This window comes from Pseudomonas sp. CFBP 5748, from assembly GCF_053850495.1.
On sequence record NZ_JBSPTN010000007.1, the window covers coordinates 93182 to 111517 of the forward strand.

General features: G+C 60.5%; 17 protein-coding genes. 8 read left to right on the forward strand and 9 right to left on the reverse strand.

Going from position 1 to position 18336, the window contains the following annotated elements:
• Positions 1–2 precede the first annotated feature (2 nt).
• A complete protein-coding gene (locus ACWNZ1_RS17520; RefSeq protein WP_135843179.1) occupies positions 3–1316 on the forward strand; it encodes an ATP-binding protein in 1314 nt (437 codons plus the stop codon).
• Positions 1317–1498: 182 nt separating this feature from the next.
• On the opposite strand, the gene rimK is transcribed toward ACWNZ1_RS17520, so the two are convergent.
• Both rimK and rimB read right to left on the reverse strand, forming a co-directional pair.
• On the reverse strand, positions 1499–2404 hold the full coding sequence (rimK, locus tag ACWNZ1_RS17525) for a 30S ribosomal protein S6--L-glutamate ligase (protein WP_003196697.1): 906 nt from the start codon (positions 2402–2404) through the stop codon (positions 1499–1501).
• Entirely contained in the window at positions 2401–2883 is a 483-nt protein-coding gene (gene rimB, locus ACWNZ1_RS17530) for a retropepsin-like aspartic endopeptidase RimB (protein WP_025211286.1), read from the reverse strand. Before rimB ends, rimK begins: the two co-directional genes overlap by 4 nt.
• Before the next feature lie 233 nt (positions 2884–3116).
• Between rimB and ACWNZ1_RS17535 the strand changes: the two genes are divergently transcribed.
• From ACWNZ1_RS17535 to ACWNZ1_RS17545, 3 genes are all read left to right on the forward strand, one after another.
• Positions 3117–3521: an RNA-binding S4 domain-containing protein gene (locus tag ACWNZ1_RS17535; RefSeq protein ID WP_135843180.1), complete on the forward strand. Its 405-nt coding sequence runs from the start codon at positions 3117–3119 to the stop codon at positions 3519–3521.
• Between the two features lie 158 nt (positions 3522–3679).
• Entirely contained in the window at positions 3680–4582 is a 903-nt protein-coding gene (gene hslO / locus ACWNZ1_RS17540; RefSeq protein WP_456027771.1) for an Hsp33 family molecular chaperone HslO, read from the forward strand.
• Between the two features lie 178 nt (positions 4583–4760).
• Positions 4761–6305 carry a phosphoenolpyruvate carboxykinase gene (locus ACWNZ1_RS17545; RefSeq protein WP_135843182.1) on the forward strand — a complete coding sequence of 515 codons (1545 nt, stop codon included), beginning with the start codon at positions 4761–4763 and terminating at the stop codon, positions 6303–6305.
• 147 nt (positions 6306–6452) lie between these two features.
• On the opposite strand, the gene ACWNZ1_RS17550 is transcribed toward ACWNZ1_RS17545, so the two are convergent.
• A complete protein-coding gene (locus ACWNZ1_RS17550) occupies positions 6453–6806 on the reverse strand; it encodes a DUF1493 family protein (protein ID WP_135843183.1) in 354 nt (117 codons plus the stop codon).
• Positions 6807–6849: 43 nt separating this feature from the next.
• The gene (locus ACWNZ1_RS17555; RefSeq protein WP_135843184.1) at positions 6850–7920 is read right to left on the reverse strand and encodes a S8 family peptidase; all 1071 of its coding nucleotides are present in this window, start codon (positions 7918–7920) and stop codon (positions 6850–6852) included.
• 256 nt (positions 7921–8176) lie between these two features.
• Between ACWNZ1_RS17555 and ACWNZ1_RS17560 the strand changes: the two genes are divergently transcribed.
• The 3 genes from ACWNZ1_RS17560 to ACWNZ1_RS17570 all read left to right on the forward strand — a co-directional run bounded on the left by ACWNZ1_RS17560 (position 8177) and on the right by ACWNZ1_RS17570 (position 11905).
• Entirely contained in the window at positions 8177–10105 is a 1929-nt protein-coding gene (locus ACWNZ1_RS17560; protein ID WP_456027772.1) for a RecQ family ATP-dependent DNA helicase, read from the forward strand.
• Positions 10106–10212: 107 nt separating this feature from the next.
• A complete protein-coding gene (locus tag ACWNZ1_RS17565; RefSeq protein ID WP_135843186.1) occupies positions 10213–11439 on the forward strand; it encodes a 3-hydroxyacyl-CoA dehydrogenase in 1227 nt (408 codons plus the stop codon).
• A gap of 46 nt (positions 11440–11485) precedes the next feature.
• Positions 11486–11905, forward strand: a complete 420-nt coding sequence (locus ACWNZ1_RS17570; protein ID WP_135843187.1) for an acyl-CoA thioesterase — start codon at positions 11486–11488, stop codon at positions 11903–11905.
• A gap of 86 nt (positions 11906–11991) precedes the next feature.
• On the opposite strand, the gene ACWNZ1_RS17575 is transcribed toward ACWNZ1_RS17570, so the two are convergent.
• From ACWNZ1_RS17575 to ACWNZ1_RS17590, 4 genes are all read right to left on the reverse strand, one after another.
• Positions 11992–12468 carry a glycine zipper domain-containing protein gene (locus ACWNZ1_RS17575; protein WP_456027773.1) on the reverse strand — a complete coding sequence of 159 codons (477 nt, stop codon included), beginning with the start codon at positions 12466–12468 and terminating at the stop codon, positions 11992–11994.
• A 267-nt stretch (positions 12469–12735) separates the two neighbouring features.
• Complete coding sequence (locus tag ACWNZ1_RS17580) at positions 12736–15084, reverse strand: FdhF/YdeP family oxidoreductase (RefSeq protein ID WP_135843189.1); 2349 nt, start codon at positions 15082–15084, stop codon at positions 12736–12738.
• Positions 15081–15920, reverse strand: a complete 840-nt coding sequence (fdhD, locus tag ACWNZ1_RS17585; protein ID WP_256454061.1) for a formate dehydrogenase accessory sulfurtransferase FdhD — start codon at positions 15918–15920, stop codon at positions 15081–15083. Before fdhD ends, ACWNZ1_RS17580 begins: the two co-directional genes overlap by 4 nt.
• A 93-nt stretch (positions 15921–16013) precedes the next feature.
• Positions 16014–16901 carry a LysR family transcriptional regulator gene (locus tag ACWNZ1_RS17590; RefSeq protein ID WP_135843191.1) on the reverse strand — a complete coding sequence of 296 codons (888 nt, stop codon included), beginning with the start codon at positions 16899–16901 and terminating at the stop codon, positions 16014–16016.
• A 135-nt stretch (positions 16902–17036) separates the two neighbouring features.
• Here ACWNZ1_RS17590 and lysM point away from each other — a divergent pair, with 135 nt between their 5' ends.
• Entirely contained in the window at positions 17037–17477 is a 441-nt protein-coding gene (gene lysM, locus ACWNZ1_RS17595; protein ID WP_135843192.1) for a peptidoglycan-binding protein LysM, read from the forward strand.
• A gap of 113 nt (positions 17478–17590) precedes the next feature.
• Here the strand turns inward: lysM and yrfG are convergent, their stop codons facing one another.
• Complete coding sequence (gene yrfG / locus ACWNZ1_RS17600) at positions 17591–18253, reverse strand: GMP/IMP nucleotidase (protein WP_135843193.1); 663 nt, start codon at positions 18251–18253, stop codon at positions 17591–17593.
• Between the last annotated feature and the right edge of the window lie 83 nt (positions 18254–18336).

Consider the following 18336-nt stretch of genomic DNA (forward strand, 5'->3'; position numbering starts at 1 on the left):
TCATGAAAACCCCCGTGTGGTTCCCCCAGAGTTTCTTCTCTCGCACCCTCTGGTTGGTGCTGATCGTCGTGCTCTTTTCCAAGGCACTGACGCTGGTCTACCTGCTGATGAACGAAGACGTGCTGGTGGATCGGCAGTACAGCCACGGCGTTGCCTTGACCCTGCGGGCCTATTGGGCCGCCGATGAAACCAATCGAGCGAAAATCGCGGAAGCGGCGACCTTGATCCGGGTGGTCGGCGCCGGTGTGCCGGAAGGCGAGCAACACTGGCCTTACAGCGAGATTTATCAACGACAGATGCAGGCCGAACTCGGTGCCGATACCGAGGTACGACTGCGCATGCACTCGCCGCCGGCGCTGTGGGTACGTGCCCCGAGTCTGGGGGACGGCTGGCTGAAAGTGCCGTTGTACCCTCATCCGCTGCGTGGCCAGAAAATCTGGAACGTGCTCGGCTGGTTCCTGGCCATCGGCCTGCTGTCGACGGCTTCGGCGTGGATCTTCGTCAGCCAGCTCAACCAACCGCTCAAACGCCTGGTCTACGCTGCGCGCCAGCTGGGCCAGGGTCGCAGCGTGCGGCTGCCCATCAGCGACACGCCGAGCGAGATGACCGAGGTCTACCGTGCCTTCAACCAGATGGCCGAAGACGTCGAACAGGCCGGGCGCGAGCGTGAACTGATGCTCGCTGGTGTCTCCCACGATCTGCGCACACCGCTGACCCGGCTGCGGCTGTCGCTGGAGTTGATGGGCGAGCACACCGACCTGACCGACGAAATGGTCCGCGACATCGAAGACATGGATGCGATTCTTGATCAATTCCTGGCGTTCATTCGCGACGGCCGTGACGAGTCCGTGGAAGAAGTCGACCTCAGCGAACTGGTGCGCGAAGTGGTCGCGCCCTATAACCAGAACGACGAAAAGGTGCACCTGCGCCTGGAGCCGATCCAACCGTTCCCGCTGCGTCGGGTGTCGATGAAGCGTTTGTTGAACAACCTGATCGGTAACGCCTTGAATCACGCCGGCACCGGCGTCGAGGTGGCGGCCTATGTCTCTGGCGACACCAGCGCGCCGTATGTGGTGCTGAGTGTCATGGACCGTGGCGCTGGCATCGATCCGTCGGAGCTGGAAGCCATCTTCAACCCCTTCACCCGGGGCGACCGTGCCCGGGGCGGAAAGGGCACGGGCCTGGGCTTGGCCATCGTCAAACGCATCGCCTCGATGCACGGCGGCAACGTCGAACTGCGCAACCGCGTCGGCGGCGGGCTGGAAGCGCGGGTGCGCTTGCCGTTGGGGTTGCTGCTGCCACGGGATGCGGTGTGATAACTGGCTAACCGAGAACTTGTGGGAGCCAGCCCAGTTCACCTTGTGGGAACTGAGCTTTTGTGGGAGCCAAGCTTGCTCGCGATGAACGATAACGCGGTCTTACTGTAAACCGAGGTGCCTGCATCGCGAGCAAGCTCGGCTCCCACAAAAGCCCGCCCCCAACAGGTCTTGTATCGGAGTTAACCCTTGCCCTTGGTCCGGGTCATGTTCGGCCCGCCATTCTTTTCCAAGTGCTCGATGATGATCCCTGCCACGTTCTTGCTTGTGGTGGTTTCAATCCCTTCCAGGCCCGGCGAGGAGTTGACCTCCATCACCAGCGGCCCGTGATTGGAGCGCAGGATGTCCACGCCGGCCACGGCCAGGCCCATGACTTTTGCGGCGCGCAGGGCAGTCATGCGCTCTTCCGGGGTGATCTTGATCAGGCTGGCACTGCCGCCGCGATGCAGGTTGGAGCGAAACTCGCCGGGCTTGGCCTGTCGCTTCATCGAGGCGATGACCTTGTCGCCGACCACGAAGCAGCGAATGTCCGCGCCACCGGCTTCCTTGATGTATTCCTGGACCATGATGTTCTGCTTCAGGCCCATGAACGCTTCGATCACCGACTCCGCTGCTGTCGCGGTTTCACACAGCACCACGCCGATGCCCTGGGTGCCTTCCAGCACCTTGATCACCAGCGGCGCACCATTGACCATTGCGATCAGGTCGGGAATGTCGTCGGGGGAGTGGGCAAAGCCGGTCACCGGCAAGCCGATCCCGCGTCGCGACAGCAGTTGCAGCGAGCGCAGCTTGTCCCGGGAGCGGGCAATGGCCACGGACTCGTTGAGGGGAAACACCCCCATCATTTCGAACTGACGCAACACCGCGCAGCCATAGAACGTCACTGACGCGCCGATGCGCGGAATCACTGCGTCGAACCCTTCCAGCGGTTTGCCACGGTAATGGATCTGGGGCTTGTGACTGGCAATGTTCATGTAGGCGCGCAGGGTGTCGATCACCACCATTTCATGGCCACGTTCGGTGCCGGCTTCAACCAGGCGACGAGTGGAATACAGACGCGGATTACGCGACAGCACAGCGATCTTCATGCAACACCTGTGGCAGAGGTAGTGGACACCGGGAATACCGGCTTGTCTTGAACGTATTTGATACCTGGATTGACCACCAACTGGCCGTCGATCAAGGCTTTGGAACCCAATAAGAGGCGATAGCGCATGGATTTGCGGCAGGCCAGCGTGAACTCGACTCGCCAGATCCGATCACCCAGCGCCAGCGTGGTGCTGATCACGTAGCGGACCTGCGCGTGGCCGTTGGAGCTTTTTATCGTCTTGCGCGCCACCAGCGGGGCTTCGCAGCGGCGATGGCGCAACTGCACCACCGTGCCCAGGTGCGCGGTGAAGCGCACCCACTTTTCACCGTCGCGCTCGAACGGCTCGATATCGGTGGCGTGCAGGCTGGAGGTGCTGGCACCGGTATCGATTTTTGCCCGTAGGCCCGCAACTCCCAGATCTGGAAGCGCCACCCACTCGCGCAGACCGACAACGGTCAAATGGTCAAAAGTCTTCAATAAAAACAACCTGCGATCAGTACATCGGATCGTTGAGCCCGCGAATCGCGGTATTCACGCAGAATAATCACAAAATGGCGACAGTTATCTACTCAGCTGTTTCCGCGCGTAACTTTCTACACAACCCTGGCCGGTGAGGCCGGCCTGGCGGGCATTCTATCTGTCGGGCCGAATTCGTGTGTCCGACAAAAACGGTAGTACAGTTCTGACTATTGGCAGAAAGAGGAATTGCAGTGGCACAAAAACAGGAAGAGGACGACAAGGTCCGTCTCGATAAATGGTTATGGGCGGCGCGATTCTATAAGACGCGGGCCCTCGCCAAGGCTGCCATCGAAAGCGGCAAGGTCCATCATCGGGGCGATCGCTGCAAACCGGGCAAGGAGCCGCGCATCGGCGACGAATTTGTCATTCGCACCGGGTTCGATGAAAAAACCGTGGTTGTTGAAGCCCTTTCGATCGTGCGGCGTGGCGCGCCTGAAGCGCAGGCACTGTATCGCGAAACCGAAGCCAGCATCGCCAAGCGCGAAACCGCAGCCGCCCAACGCAAGGCCGGCGCCCTGGGTGTCAGCACCGATGGCAAGCCGAGCAAGAAGCAACGTCGGGATCTGTTCAGGTTTCATGGCAGCAATAGCGAATAAAGCGTCGGTAATTTTGAGGTCATCCGTGGCGAGGCTTACAAGTGGAGCTGAGTTGTCAGCCCCTTCCTGTCAGGCAAGCCCAAGCCTTGCTTGGAACCCACCCGGAATGCCCATAAAATGCCCGCCATCAATTGTCATCACCTCAGATACCAGATCCTATGACTGATTTACCGGATACCGACTACACCCAGCGTTTCATCTTCGATGACAGCGACGCCCGCGGCGAGCTGGTGGCGTTGGAGCGTAGCTACGCCGAAGTCCTCGCCAAACACCCCTATCCGGAACCGGTCGCGCAAATGCTCGGTGAGCTGATGGCGGCAGCGGCACTGTTGGTCGGCACCTTGAAGTTCGATGGCTTGCTGATTCTCCAGGCCCGCTCCGAAGGCTCGGTGCCATTGCTGATGATCGAGTGTTCCAGTGAGCGCGAGATCCGTGGCCTGGCCCGCTACGATGCACAGCAGATCGCGCCCGACGCGACGCTGGCCGACATGATGCCCAACGGCGTGCTGGCCCTGACGGTCGATCCGACCCAAGGCCAACGCTACCAGGGCATTGTCGATCTCGACGGCGCAACCCTGGCCGATTGCTTCACCAACTACTTCGTCATGTCCCAGCAGACCAACACCCGCTTCTGGCTCTATGCCGACGGGCGGCGTGCTCGCGGCCTGCTGCTGCAACAATTGCCCGCCGATCGCCTTCGCGACCCGGAAGAGCGGGACGCCAGCTGGCAGCACGTCACCGCTCTGGCCAGCACCTTGAGCGCCGATGAGTTGTTGAGCCTGGACAACGAAACCGTGCTGCATCGCCTCTACCACGAAGAGGCCGTGCGCCTGTTCGATGGTCAGCCATTGCGCTTCCAATGCAGTTGCTCCCGTGAACGTTCCGGCAATGCGCTTGTCAGTCTGGGTCTGGAAGATGCGCAGCAGTTGGTGATCGAACATGGCGGTGCCATTGAGGTCGATTGCCAGTTTTGCAATGAACGCTACCTGTTCGACGCGGCCGACATTGCTCAATTGTTCGCCGGTGCGGGTGTCGACACACCGTCAGATACTCGTCACTAAAACGTTTCAGCGCAGGTAAATCTCCTGGCAAACGCCGGATTTACGCCGTACTGACGGGAGGGCCCTACTTTTTTTGGGCTTTTCTGGCATAATCCGGCCCACTTTTTTCGGGTAGTAGTGCGCGACTTCCTACTACAAAACGTTTGGAGCACTCGGCCACGGGCCGACGGGGAACCTCATGACGCAAGCCAATAACGCCGTGTACATCGATCTGAGTGTCGATGATCTGGTTAAAGAAGCCCTGAGTCGCGGTGAAGGCGAGCTTGCCGATACTGGCGCGCTGGTTGTCCGTACCGGTCATCGTACCGGTCGCTCGCCAGTTGACCGTTTCATCGTAGAAGAGCCGACCACCCAGGCCGCCATCGCCTGGGGCCCGATCAACCGCAAGTTCCCGGCCGACAAGTTCGATGCCCTGTGGAGCCGCGTGGAAGCCTACCTGGGTGAGCGCGAGCGTTTCGTCTCCCACGTGCATGTAGGTTCCGATCCTGCGCACTACCTGCCGGTCAAGATGACCACCGAGACTGCCTGGCACAACCTCTTCGGCCGTTGCCTGTTCATCAACCCCGAGCAGTACAACGCTGGCGGCAAGGATGAATGGCAGATCCTCAACGCGCCGAATTTCGTCTGCGAGCCTGAGCGCGACGGCACCAACTCCGACGGCACCGTGATCATCAACTTCGCGGCCAAGAAAGTGCTGATCGCCGGCATGCGTTACGCCGGTGAAATGAAGAAAGCCCTGTTCTCCGTGCAGAACTTCCTGCTGCCAGCCGTTGACGTGCTGCCGATGCACTGCGCTGCCAACATGGGCGAAGAGGGCGACGTGACCCTGTTCTTCGGTCTGTCGGGCACCGGCAAGACCACCCTGTCCGCCGACGAAAGCCGCTACCTGATCGGCGACGACGAGCACGGCTGGGGTGTGGGCGTGGTCTTCAACATCGAAGGCGGTTGCTACGCCAAGTGCATCGACCTGTCCGAGAAGAACGAGCCGGTGATCTGGAAAGCCATCCAGCATGGTGCCGTACTGGAAAACGTTGTCCTGGACCCGGTCACCAAGAAAGCCGACTACGCCGACGACAGCCTGACCCAGAACAGCCGCGCCGCTTACCCGCGTGAGCTGATCGAGAAGCGCGCACCGAAAAACCTCGGTGGCGAGCCAAACGCCGTGATCTTCCTGACCTGCGACCTGACCGGCGTATTGCCGCCGGTGTCGATCCTCAGCGAAGAACAAGCCGCCTACCACTTCCTGTCCGGCTACACCGCGCTGGTGGGCTCGACCGAAATGGGTTCGGGCAGCGGCATCAAGTCGACGTTCTCCACCTGCTTCGGCGCCCCGTTCTTCCCGCGCCCTGCCGGTGAGTACGCGGAACTGCTGATCAAGCGTATCCGTGGTTTCGGCTCCAAGGTCTACCTGGTCAACACCGGCTGGACCGGCGGCGGCTATGGCGTCGGCAAGCGCTTCAACATCCCGACCACCCGTGCGGTGATCGCGGCGATCCAAAGCGGCGCGCTGATCGGTGCGCAAACCGAACACCTGGACATCATCAACCTGGACGTGCCGTTGGCTGTTCCGGGCGTTGAGACTGGCCTGTTGAACCCACGCAACACCTGGGCCGACAAGGCTGCGTACGACGAAGCTGCCAAGGCCTTGGCCGGCTTGTTCACCGAGAACTTCAAGAAGTTCGACGTGAGCGACGCGATCAAGGCCGCAGGGCCACAGCTGTAAGGCTCGGCTAGCGAATAAAAAACCGCCCTTTGTGGGCGGTTTTTTTATGGGCGGCTATTTGTACGAACATGGTTTGGAAACTGCCATTCTTCCAGCTGAAATCGAGCCAAACAGCCAGAATAATCCCACTTAAGGTATCCCGATCAACTAGGTCTCTTCCACTTCCCGCGTATCCCATCGTTGTGCCTTGATCGCCTTGTAGAGCATGCCGATGGTCAGCGGCATCTTGTTCCCACGGCCCTTGGCCCTGCGCTTTTGAAACACATCAAATCCTTCCGGTTGAAAGTAGCGATACGCGTCGTAATCGATGAGGTCGAGGGCGAACCGCTCCTCCAATGCCTCCATCAGATGCCGGGCATCCGCGCCATCGCATCCCAGATCGAGATTGATCGCCGTGTCCAAACGGATCGTCTTTCGCTCAGGCAGGCCGATTTCTTCGTGGAGCAGTTCCATGAGTTGGCGCATGGCAGGGTCGTCGGGGAAGTCTGGGGCGAGGTGCATGGTGAAATGTCCGGACTGATGGGGCGGGTCTGTGGGTGAGCGTTCAGGGTGAAATCGTTGGCCACCCAGGAGTGTGTCGTGAAGCTGCCTCAAGGTCCATCAACCCTCTGCCATAGGCATGGCTGTTGGCGTAGATACCCGTGCGGTTGGTTGTCGCCAGCAGGTGTTCGCGCACTTGCTGCGGGCTGAATTGCGGGTAAAGGCTTTGCAGCGCCGCCAGTGCACCACTGACCAAGGCTGCGGCGGGGGAGGTGCCGGCGGTTTGCACGTAGCGGCCATCCTTGCCCACCGTGAGCAGGCCTGCCTGGGCACCGCCATCACCGCCGGGAACGGCAATGCACCAGGCTGCTGCAATGCCGCAATAGTTGGATTTTCCATTGATGGCGCTGCCGTCGTTTTTCAATGCCACCACCGCGATCCAACCTTTTTCAAGTTCGGGTACTGCCACCGGCAATCCAGGTTCGGCCAAGGGCTCGCGCCTGAGCTCATTGCCTGTGGGGAAGACAAATACGGCGCCATCTGACACCAGTTTTCGAGCAGTGGCCAGGGAATCGGGCATGACTTGGTTGTAACGTGCTTCATTGATTTCGGTAGCGGGGATGGCATTGGCCCAGGAGTTGTTGAGCAGGCGAGCGCCCTTGTCGAAAGCGCTTTGCCAGGAGTGGGCGATTTCGCTGTCGAAGAAAAACGGCTCGTTGTCGTCACCAAAACGAAAAGGGAGCAACCGGGCGTTGAACGCGATGCCATGCATGCCCTGATCGTCCTTGTTGGCGGCGAGTATGCCGGCCATTTGCGTGCCATGGCCGACACGGTCCACCGTTCCCGGCCGGTTTTCGACGTAGTCGAATCCGGGATCACCCAGCCTGCCTTCGAACTCTTTCAAGCTGGCGTTGAGCCCCGAATCGATCAGCGCCACGGTCACGTCCTGACCGGTGCCGCCACGGGCATATAAAGCCGAAGCCTTGACGACGGCCAAGCCTTGTTGCGCGTGGTATTCCGGGGTTTCGAACAGGCTCGGTTCGATGCCGGATTGTTCAGGGACGCTCAAACAGCCGGCCAGTAGAGAGGCTGACGTTAACGTCAGAGCGCGTAGTGTAGAAAATGGAGGTGGCATGGTTCATTCCTTGAACAAAGTCTTGGGCAACAGGCTTCCGAGCCTCGGTGTAGCGCATGAATCGACGGCGCACCTTAACCCGCAAACGGAGTGGGAACGAGGCATCAAAATGCCTGGATTTGTATCCGCTCGTGGCAAAGCCAAAGGGCGCTGAGGCTGTATCATCCGGTAGCGTTTTTAACCCCGACCTTTTCTCGACTCGCTGCGTTGTCCCGCTAGGCTTTGGGCATCGCAGCAGTCAAAGGAGCGACCGCGTATGCACAGCACCCTGGAACAGGTTTTCGGTTATCCACAGTTTCGCCCCGGTCAGGAAGTGGCCATCAGCGCCGTACTGGCCGGTCGGTCGGCGGCGGCCATTTTCCCCACCGGGTCCGGCAAGTCCCTGTGCTATCAATTGCCGGCCCTGCTGTTACCGCACCTGACCCTGGTGGTCTCGCCACTGCTGGCGCTGATGCAGGATCAGTTGGCGTTCTTGCAACGCCACGGCATCGCATCGGCCAGCATCGATTCGGCCCAGAGCCGTGACGAAGCCAGCGATGCCATGGCCCGGGCACGTTCGGGCGAATTGAAGATTCTGATGATTTCGGTGGAGCGGCTGAAGAACGAGCGCTTCCGCAATTTCCTGCAGCAGGTGCAGATCTCGCTGCTGGTGGTGGACGAGGCTCACTGCATCTCCGAATGGGGGCATAACTTCCGACCTGACTACCTCAAGCTTCCCGATTATCAGCATCAGTTCAACATCCCCCAGGTGTTGCTGCTGACGGCCACCGCCACACCCAAGGTCATCGCCGACATGCAGGCGAAGTTCGCCATCGCCGCCGAGGACGTGGTGACGACGGGTTTCTACCGGCCCAACCTCAATTTGCTGGTCGAGCCGGTGCGCGGTGCAGACAAGCGCGGGCGATTGGTGCAATGGCTGGGCGAGCGCGCCGGGCAACCGAGCATCGTCTACGTCACCCTGCAGAAAACCGCCGAGCAGATTGCCGAACACCTGAACCAGCATGGTATAGGGGCCGAGGCCTATCACGCCGGTTTGCCCCATGAGCAACGTGAAGCGATCCAGCGGCGGTTCATGGGCGGGGAGTCCAACTGCATCGTCGCGACCATCGCTTTTGGCATGGGCATCGACAAGAGCGATATCCGCAACGTCGTGCATTTCGACCTGCCCAAATCCATCGAAAACTACAGTCAGGAAATCGGCCGGGCCGGGCGGGACGGGCAGCCGTCCGATTGCCTGGTACTGGCCAACCGCGACAGCCTTAATGTGCTGGAAAACTTTGTGTATGGCGATACGCCCGAACTGGAAGGCATCCGGTGTGTGCTCGATGAGCTGAAGGCCGCCGCCCCCGATGGGCAATGGGAGTTCTTGCTGGGGCCGCTGGCGGATCAGAGCAACATCCGGCAACTGCCGCTCAAGACGCTGCTGGTTCAGCTGGAACTGCGCCGGCTGATCGCGCCGCGTTATGCCTATTTCGCCGAGTACCGCTTCAAGTTCCTGGTCGAGCCACAAGCGCTGCTGGAACGCTTCGAAGGTGAGCGCCGGGATTTCGTCTCGGCCATCATCCAGACCTCCAGTCGTGCCCGGAGCTGGGCCACGGTGAATTTCGACGGGATGTACCAGCAGTATCGCGCCGAGCGAAATCGGGTGGTCAAGGCGCTGGATTATTTCCAGGAAAAGGGCTGGATCGAGCTGGAAAGCAAACAGATGACCGAGGTGTACAACGTGCTGGAGACGGACCTTGATCCACAGGTCCTGGGTGCCGAGCTGTACGCTTATTTCAGCCGTCACGAGCACGGTGAGATCGCGCGGATCCACGCCATGCTCGAGTTGTTCGCCAGCGATCGTTGTCTCGGCTATCGCTTGGCGCAGTATTTCGGCGACGAGAATGCGCCTCGGCAGTGTGGCCATTGTTCGGTGTGCCATGGACATGTCACACGCCTGCCGGAGCCACCTTCGTTGCCGGCACTTGTGGATAAAGGCTTCGAGGCGCTGTGTGGCGATTTTATCCACAGGCATGAGCAGCATACCGGCAGCGTGCCGTCTGCAGAGCGGCTGACCCGGTTTCTGTGCGGGATCAGTGTGCCGCTGTTTACCAAACTGAAGGCGCGGACGATCCGGGGATACGCCGCTTTGGAGGAGTATCCGTACGCTGAAGTTCGCCAGTGGACCCAGGCGCATTTGTGAGTTGCATCCATCCGCTGAATGCCCGGCATCACACGAATAAATTTCAAAAATAGCCGGGTGCTGACTAAGGTGAAGGCTGTCTTTGGATCGCCAACAAGAGAGCAAACATGAGCCAGACACCCTTCGATATTCAGCGCGCCGCCGTGGTCGGTGCAGGCACCATGGGGCGAGGCATCGTGATGTGCCTGGCCAATGCCGGAGTGACGGTGCAGTGGGTCGACAACAACCCGCAGATGCTCGAACAGGCGCTGGCGGCCGTGGCCGAGACCTATGCCCACAGCGTGCGCCAGGGGCGGATCGATCAACGTGAAGCCGATACTCGGATCGCACGGGTGACGCGAGCAGATAATTACGCGGCGATCCGCAATGTGGACCTGGTGATCGAAGCGGTCTACGAGAACCTTGAACTCAAGCAGAAAATCTTTCGCGAATTGGACGGCCTGCTCAAGCCCGAGGCCATCCTGGCGAGCAACACGTCGGCGCTGGACATCGATGCCATCGCCGCTGCCACCCGCCGGCCAACCCAGGTGCTGGGCCTGCATTTCTTCAGCCCGGCGCACATCATGAAGCTGCTGGAGATCGTTCGCGGTGCACAAACTTCCAAAGCGGTGCTGGACGCGGCCCTAGTGTTGGGCAAGCGCATGGGTAAGGTCAGCGTGGTCTCGGGCAATTGCCATGGCTTTATCGGCAACCGAATGCTCCACCCTTATGTGTTGGAGGCTCGCAAGATGCTGCTGGAGGGGGCGTTTCCCCATCAGGTGGATGCGGCGTTGCAAGGCTTCGGTTTTGCCATGGGGCCGTTTCGCATGTACGACGTGGTCGGGATCGACCTGGAGTGGCGTGCCCGTGAGCTGGCGGGCAAAGGCCAGGATGCGCCAGAGGTGCAAGTGGATAACCGGCTGTGCGAACTGGGACGGTTCGGGCAGAAAAGTGGCAGCGGCTACTACCACTATGCGCCCGGCAGTCGGCAAGCTGAGCATGATGTCGAGGTCGATGCGCTGGTGCAGCAGGTCAGCGAAGCGCTGGGCTTTCAGCGCCGGGAGATCGGGCCTGAGGAAATTCTCGAACGTTGCTTGCTGGCGCTGGTCAACGAAGGCGCGAAGATCCTGCAGGAAGGCATTGCCGAGTCGGCTCACGATATCGACCTGGTCTACCTCAACGGCTACGGGTTCCCTGCGGACAAGGGCGGCCCGATGGCCTGGGCCGACGGGCAGGGGCTTGAGGATATCCATACTCGCCTGCTGGAGCTCGAAACCAAGCAAGGGGACCAATGGAAGCCTGCGCGTCTGATCGGGGAGTTGGCGGCGCAAGGCAAGGGGTTCGCGCAGGCCTGAGCCTCCGTGCCATATCAAGAACATTGAACGACCGCAAGGACTTCTGATGCCCCAACGTATCGAGTACCCACACCTGCAACCCATCACCACGCGCTGGCATGACAACGATGTGTACGGTCACGTCAACAACGTTACCTACTACAGCTTTTTCGATAGTGCGGTGAATACCTACCTGATCGAAGTCGGCGGGCTGGATATTCATGGTGGGGAGGTGGTGGGGTTCGTGGTGAGTTCGGCTTGCGACTACTTTGCGTCGATCGCCTTTCCAGATCGGATTGAAATCGGCCTGCGGGTCGGGAAGTTGGGCAGCAGTTCGGTGCAATACGAACTGGCAGTGTTCAAGGCGGGTGAGGAGGAGGCTTGTGCTGCGGGGCGCTTTGTCCATGTCTTCGTGGACCGGGCGTCGAATCGGCCGGTGGCGATTCCGGACCGCTTACGTGGGGCTTTGGAGCGGTTGGTCGTCTGAAACGAAAAATCGCAGCCTGCGGTCAGGCTCTGGGAAGAGCTGCCGCACGCTGCGATTTTTTAATCGCTGATATTTAAAACCAGCGATTAGTCGCGGTAGCGATGTTTATGCTTGCGGTGCCCATAGGCATGGCCGCGACCCGGATGGCCGTCACGGTAGTAGCGGCGGTCACCACGGCGACCTTCATAACGACGGTCGTCGTCATCGTCCTTGCCCATGTAGTTACCCAGCGCGCCACCAGCGCCACCGCCGGCGGCTGCGCCGATCAGGCTGCCGGTGCTGCCGCCCATGCTGCGGCCGACCACGTTACCGCCGGCTGCGCCCAGTGCGCCGCCGATCGCCGCTTCGCCGCGGCTGTGTTTGTCTGCACCGACTGCGCTACCACCTGCACCGCCCAGGGCCGCGCCGATAGTGGAGCCGGTGTTGCCGCCCAGGGATTGGCCGACGACTGAACCCAAAACCCCGCCCAATGCGCCGCCCACGCCTGCTTCGGCGGTGCCTCCGGCAGAAGCGATACCACTGACCAGGCCAAGGGACAACAAGAGAATGGAGGAGAACTTCATAGAGGAGCCTCAAAGGGATGACGGCGCGATCCTGAGGCTCGCTTCGCTTGGTTACAATCGAAATCCGACGAGTAACACGACTTGTGCACAATTCTCTAAGTTATTGTTTTTAGGGCGGAACTTAAGGTGTTTTCGCGGGTCTCTAGCTACTTCGGACAGGCCGTTTTTTATAGAAAACGGCCTTTTTTGTGGGCGTTTGAAAAGTGCTTTGCGGTGAGGGGATAAATCCCCTCGCCACAGGTCCACCATGATCCAAGCAAGGTCGTATCAGGCCGACTTGGCCAGGATCAACCCATTCTCGCTCGCCGCTTCCAGGCGGATCGCGACGAATTTCGAGGTCGGAGTGTGGCTGCCGTCACCGGTGCTTTCCAGCGGCACCAACGGGTTCACCTCTGGGTAGTAGGCGGCAGCCTGCCCGCCTGGAATGTCAAACGCCAACAGAGTAAAGCCCTTGACCCGTCGCTCGCGTCCGTCATCCCAGAGCGAGACGATGTCGGCCTTCTGTCCCGGCTTGAAGCCCAGGCGAATGATGTCCGCTTCGTTGACGAACAATACATCCCGCTGGCCCTTCACACCGCGATACCGGTCATCGAGGCCATAGATGGTGGTGTTGTACTGATCGTGGGAGCGCATCGACTGCATGATCAGGTCAGGCAACTGGCCGGTAGCGCGGGTGCGTTCGTGCACCAGGTCAACCGGCAACAGGTTGGGCTTGAAGTTGGCGCGACCTGAAGCGGTACTCCAGCGACGCGCACCGGCACTGTTGCCCAGGTAGAAGCCGCCGGGGTTCTGGAGCTTTTGGTTGAAGTCCTTGAAGCCGGGAACCGTGTCGGCGATCAGGTCGCGGATGCGACTGTAGTCGGCGACCAACCAGTTCCAGTCCACCGGGCGGCTGCCCAGCGTGGCGGCGGCGATCCCGGCGATGATCCACGGCTCGGAGCGCATCTGGTTCGACAGCGGTTGCAACTGGCCTTTGGAGGCGTGGACCATGCTGAAGGAGTCTTCAACCGTTACCGCTTGTGCGCCTTCGGTTTGCAGGTCGATGTCGGTACGGCCCAGGCATGGCAGGATCAGCGCTTCTTTGCCGTGGGCCAGGTGGCTGCGGTTGAGTTTGGTGCTGATCTGCACGGTCAGGTCGCAATTGGACAAGGCCTGGAAGGTCCGATGGCTATCCGGTGTGGCTTGGGCGAAGTTGCCGCCCAGACCGATGAACACCTTCGCCCGGCCGTCGGCCATGGCGTGGATCGCCTCGACCACGTTGTGGCCGTTCTCGCGCGGTACCTTGAACTGGAAACGCCGTTCCAGCGCGTCAAGGAACACCGCCGGCGGTCGCTCGTTGATGCCCATGGTCCGGTCGCCCTGCACGTTGCTGTGGCCGCGCACCGGGCACAGGCCTGCACCTGGCCGGCCGATATTGCCACGCAGCATCATCAGGTTGGCGATTTCCTGGATAGTCGCCACCGAGTGGCGATGCTGGGTGATGCCCATCGCCCAGCACATGATCACGTTCTTGCTTTTGGCGTACATGCGTGCCGCTTGTTCGATCTCGACCAGGGTCAGGCCCGATTGCTCGACGACCTGCTCCCAAGAGGTGTCGTCGACCACGGCCAGGTAATCCAGCACGTTAGCGCTGTGTTCATTGAGGAACGCATGGTCGAACACCGCAGGAGCGCCAGTGTTTTGCGCATCACGCTCCCATTGCAGCAGGAACTTCGCCATGCCGCGCAATATCGCCATATCGCCCCCCAGGGCCGGACGGAAATACGCGGTGTTGGTCGGTTTATCACCGTTGGTGAGCATTTCGAGCGGGTGCTGCGGATGCTGGAAACGCTCCAGGCCACGCTCCTTGAGCGGATTGATGCACACCACCTGGGCGCCACGCTTCACCGCCTCGCGCAGCGGCTCGAGCATCCGTGGATGGTTGGTGCCTGGGTTCTGGCCCCAGACGAAAATCGCGTCCGAGTGCTCGAAATCATCGAAGGTCACCGTGCCTTTACCCACGCCGACACTCTGGGACAGTGCCACACCGCTGGCCTCGTGGCACATGTTCGAGCAGTCGGGGAAGTTGTTGGTGCCGTAGGTGCGCACGAACAGCTGATACAAGTAGGCTGCTTCGTTGCTGGCCCGGCCCGAGGTGTAGAACTCGGCCTGGTTCGGGCTGGAAAGCCCTTGCAAGTGCTTGCCGATCAGGGCAAACGCCGCTTCCCAACTGATGGGTTTGTAGCGGTCGCTCTCGGCGTCGTAGCTCATCGGCTCGGTCAGGCGACCCTGGTATTCGAGCCAGTAGTCGCTCTGCTCCAGCAGCGAGGTGACACTGTGCTTGGCGAAAAATGCACTGTCGACCCGGCGCTTGGTCGCTTCCCAGTTCACCGCCTTGGCGCCGTTCTCGCAGAACTTGACCATGCCGCTTTCCGGTGAATCCCCCCAGGCACAGCCTGGGCAGTCGAAACCACCGTTCTGATTGGTCTTGAGCATCATGCGGATGTTTTTCAGCGCGTTGTCGCTGGTCAGCCAGGCCTGAGCGACGCTGATCAGCGCACCCCAACCACCGGCCGGGCCCTTGTAGGGCTTGTAGCGCGGTACGGGTTTCTGGTCGGCTTGTTGATGATTGCTCACGCTTGATTCTCCATCGCAGGGCTGTAGACCCGCGGCGCACTTTTTTGCGGCAGGTGGATGAGATTGAGGTTGTGTTGGCGGGCCCACTGCACGGCAAGGCCCGTGGGCGACGACAGGCTGACCAGGGTCTGGATACCGGCGCGCAAGACTTTCTGGATCAGTTCGAGGCTGCAACGACTGGTGACGATCGCCACACCACCGGCCGCCGGGATCTGTTGTCGGATCAATGCGCCGATCAGTTTGTCGAGGGCGTTGTGCCGACCGATGTCTTCGCGACCCAGCAGTAACTCGCCCTGGGCGTTCATGAACAGTGCCGCGTGTACCGCGCCGCAGTGCTGGCCCAAGGGTTGGAACTGGCCGATGCGTTGACGCAGGCCATCGAGCCATTGCGCCGGTGGCAGCGGTGCGCCGGGCAGCACCTTGAGCTCCGGCAGCGCCTGCTCCACCGCCTCCACGCCGCAGAGGCCGCAGCCACTGGTGCCGGCCAGCTGTCGGCGTTGCTGCTTGAGGTTCCAGAAGGCGCGGTTGGCGATGGTCACCTGGGCGTAATGCGCAGAGCCCGCGCCGCTCAGTTGCAGGTCATAGATGTCCGATGAGTCTTCGATGATGCCACTGCCGAGGCTGAAACCGACGATGAAGTCTTCCAGGTCAGAGGGGGTGACCAGCATGACGGCCTGGCTGATGCCGTTATAGGCAATCGCCAGCGCCACTTCCTCGGCCAGCGCGGTGCTGTCCGATTGGGAGTGGTCCAGATTGCAGTAGCGATAGCTCTGGCTGGCAGCCGGCGCGGGTGTTTCCACCGAAGGCGCTGGACAGACAGGGGGCTTGTCGTTCATGGGCATCACTGAAAGTAGGAATAGTAGTAAGACTAAATGCGGCAATCTGCCACGTCTAATCGCTATTACTGATCTATCAATAGATGACGTCGATCAAGATGCTGTTGTTGATTTCTGATAGAGGGCGAAGCAAGCCTCGGCCAACGCCGAGCGTGGAGCCCCGCGCCGCATGATCAGGCCCAATGGAACCAGCGTCTGTGCGTCTTCAATGGGTTGCATGCGCAGGTCTTCGGTCAAGATGTCCAGGCCGCTGTTCAGGGGCATCACTGCGCAACACAAGCCACCGTGCACGGCTTGTAGCAATTGATGCACCGCGTCGGTTTGCAACAGCGGCCGAGGTGTCAGGCCCCGACTGTGGAAGCTGTGATCAATGGACTGACGAAAATGCATGCCGCTGGTGAGCATGCCCAGGGGTAATTCGATCAGCGCTTCCCAACTCAACGGTTGTTCACCGAAAAAGAAAAACCGCTGGTCGTACAGCAGGCCCATGCGGGTATGGCTGAAAGGCAGGGCTTCGAAGCGCTCGTTGTCCAGACGCTCGAGGTAGGAAATGCCCAGGTCGATGCGGTTGTTCGCCAACTGTTCGAGGATGTGTTCGGAACTCAGGGAGGACAATTCGAAACGCAGATTAGGGTGTTCGATGTGCAAGCGCTGCATGATCGACAAGGGGTCGAAGTCCGACAGCGGCACCACGCCCAGGCGCAGCGTACCCACCAGGTTGCCACGACAGGCCGCCGCTTCGGCCTGTAGGCCGTCATAGGCCGCCAGCACCGTGCGCGCCCAGGCCAGCACCCGTTCCCCTGGCGCGGTGAAGCCCTCAAAACGCTGGCCGCGGTTGACCAGCGGCAGGTCGAGTTCTTCTTCCAGGCTGCGCAGGCGCATCGACAGGGTCGGCTGGGTGATGTGGCAGCGAGCGGCGGCCTGGCCGAAGTGGCGGGTTTCGTCCAGCGCGATGAGAAATTTCAGCTGCTTGATGTCCATCTTCGCTCCAGGGCGCGGGAAGGTTCGGATTCTAGCGCTTTGCGCGGGGTGGGGTCATTGGTCGGCTGGGAACCGGCTTCACCTGGCCTGGTCTAGTCTTTTGCGTCAGGACACTTAACCCAAGGAGCGTGCACCATGAGTCTTTTTAGCTTTGTGAAGGAAGCAGGCGAAAAACTGATCGACCTGCTGACCCCCGGCAACGCCAATGCCAGTGAGCAGTTGAAGGAACACATCAGCAAGGTGGGCCTGGGTAATCCGAATGTTCAAGCGACTATCGAAGGCGATCAAGTCACCGTCACTGGTGAAGTCGCAAGCCAGGAAGAGAAGGAAAAAATCCTGCTGGCGGTGGGCAATATTGCAGGTGTCGGCAGTGTTGACGATCAGATCACGGTGACCGGGCCGGTGGCCCAAGCCGCGCGTTTCGTAACTGTGAAAAAAGGCGACACCCTCAGTGCCATTTCCAAGGCCGAGTACGGCGACGCGAACAAGTACAACAAGATCTTCGAGGCCAACAAACCGATGCTGTCGCACCCGGACAAGATCTATCCGGGGCAGGTGTTGCGTATTCCCGAGTAACCCGTTCCTCTGTGGCGAGGGAGCTTGCTCCCGCTCAAGTGCGCAGCACTGGTCTGTGAGAGGGGCCGCTTCGCGCCCCAACGGGAGCAAGCTCCCTCGCCACATTGGTCGTGTCAGAGCCCTTCGATCAGCGTTCGATAATCCCCCAACGCTTCGAACTCCCCGGTGTCCTTCGGCCCTTTGCGGCTGTCCGGCTCGCTGACCGCCAGCAGGTGCGCTACACCGAAATCCCGGGCGCTGCGTAACACCGGCAGGGTATCGTCGATAAACAGGCTGCGAGCCGGGTCGAAGTTCAAGTCGGCTTGCAGGGCGTCCCAGAATTGCCGGTTTTCCTTGGGGAAACCGTAGTCGTGGGAGCTGATCAAACGCTCGAAATAGGGGGCCAGTTCGATACGTTCCAGCTTCAGGGACAGCGAATCGCGGTGGGCGTTGGTGATCATCACCACGCGTTTACCGGCCCGCTGGATCGCCGCCAGGAAGGTGTCGGCGTCGGGGCGCAAGGCAATCAGGTGCGCGGTCTCCAGCTTCAGTTCGCGCACCGGCAGCTTCAGCTCAGTGCTCCAGAAATCCAGGCAATACCATTGCAACTGGCCGGCGTTGCGTTCGAACAACGGCTGCAGCTCCATCTCGGCCATCGTCCGGCTTACCCCGTGCAGTTCGGCGTAGCGCTGGGGCAGGTGTTCCATCCAGAAATGGTTGTCGTAATGCAGGTCCAGCAAGGTGCCGTCCATGTCCAGCAGAACCGTATCGATCTCATGCCAGGGCAGCAAAACCATAAAACTTCTCCAGCGGTAATCGGATATCCGACACAAACAATCAGAATAGGCCGGGTATAGTAGCCCGCTATCGCCCAGGGAGC

Excerpts from the sequence above, each read along its gene's own strand:
- hslO (WP_456027771.1), top strand. The coding sequence starts at position 3,680 with ATGACTGATTTACCGGATACCGACTACACCCAGCGTTTCATCTTCGAT.
- ACWNZ1_RS17565 (WP_135843186.1), top strand. The coding sequence starts at position 10,213 with ATGAGCCAGACACCCTTCGATATTCAGCGCGCCGCCGTGGTCGGTGCA.
- ACWNZ1_RS17575 (WP_456027773.1), bottom strand. The coding sequence starts at position 12,468 with ATGAAGTTCTCCTCCATTCTCTTGTTGTCCCTTGGCCTGGTCAGTGGT.
- rimK (WP_003196697.1), bottom strand. The coding sequence starts at position 2,404 with ATGAAGATCGCTGTGCTGTCGCGTAATCCGCGTCTGTATTCCACTCGT.
- ACWNZ1_RS17550 (WP_135843183.1), bottom strand. The coding sequence starts at position 6,806 with ATGCACCTCGCCCCAGACTTCCCCGACGACCCTGCCATGCGCCAACTC.
- ACWNZ1_RS17555 (WP_135843184.1), bottom strand. The coding sequence starts at position 7,920 with ATGCCACCTCCATTTTCTACACTACGCGCTCTGACGTTAACGTCAGCC.
- lysM (WP_135843192.1), top strand. The coding sequence starts at position 17,037 with ATGAGTCTTTTTAGCTTTGTGAAGGAAGCAGGCGAAAAACTGATCGAC.
- ACWNZ1_RS17545 (WP_135843182.1), top strand. The coding sequence starts at position 4,761 with ATGACGCAAGCCAATAACGCCGTGTACATCGATCTGAGTGTCGATGAT.
- ACWNZ1_RS17590 (WP_135843191.1), bottom strand. The coding sequence starts at position 16,901 with ATGGACATCAAGCAGCTGAAATTTCTCATCGCGCTGGACGAAACCCGC.
- ACWNZ1_RS17560 (WP_456027772.1), top strand. The coding sequence starts at position 8,177 with ATGCACAGCACCCTGGAACAGGTTTTCGGTTATCCACAGTTTCGCCCC.
- yrfG (WP_135843193.1), bottom strand. The coding sequence starts at position 18,253 with ATGGTTTTGCTGCCCTGGCATGAGATCGATACGGTTCTGCTGGACATG.
- ACWNZ1_RS17570 (WP_135843187.1), top strand. The coding sequence starts at position 11,486 with ATGCCCCAACGTATCGAGTACCCACACCTGCAACCCATCACCACGCGC.
- fdhD (WP_256454061.1), bottom strand. The coding sequence starts at position 15,920 with ATGAACGACAAGCCCCCTGTCTGTCCAGCGCCTTCGGTGGAAACACCC.
- ACWNZ1_RS17520 (WP_135843179.1), top strand. The coding sequence starts at position 3 with ATGAAAACCCCCGTGTGGTTCCCCCAGAGTTTCTTCTCTCGCACCCTC.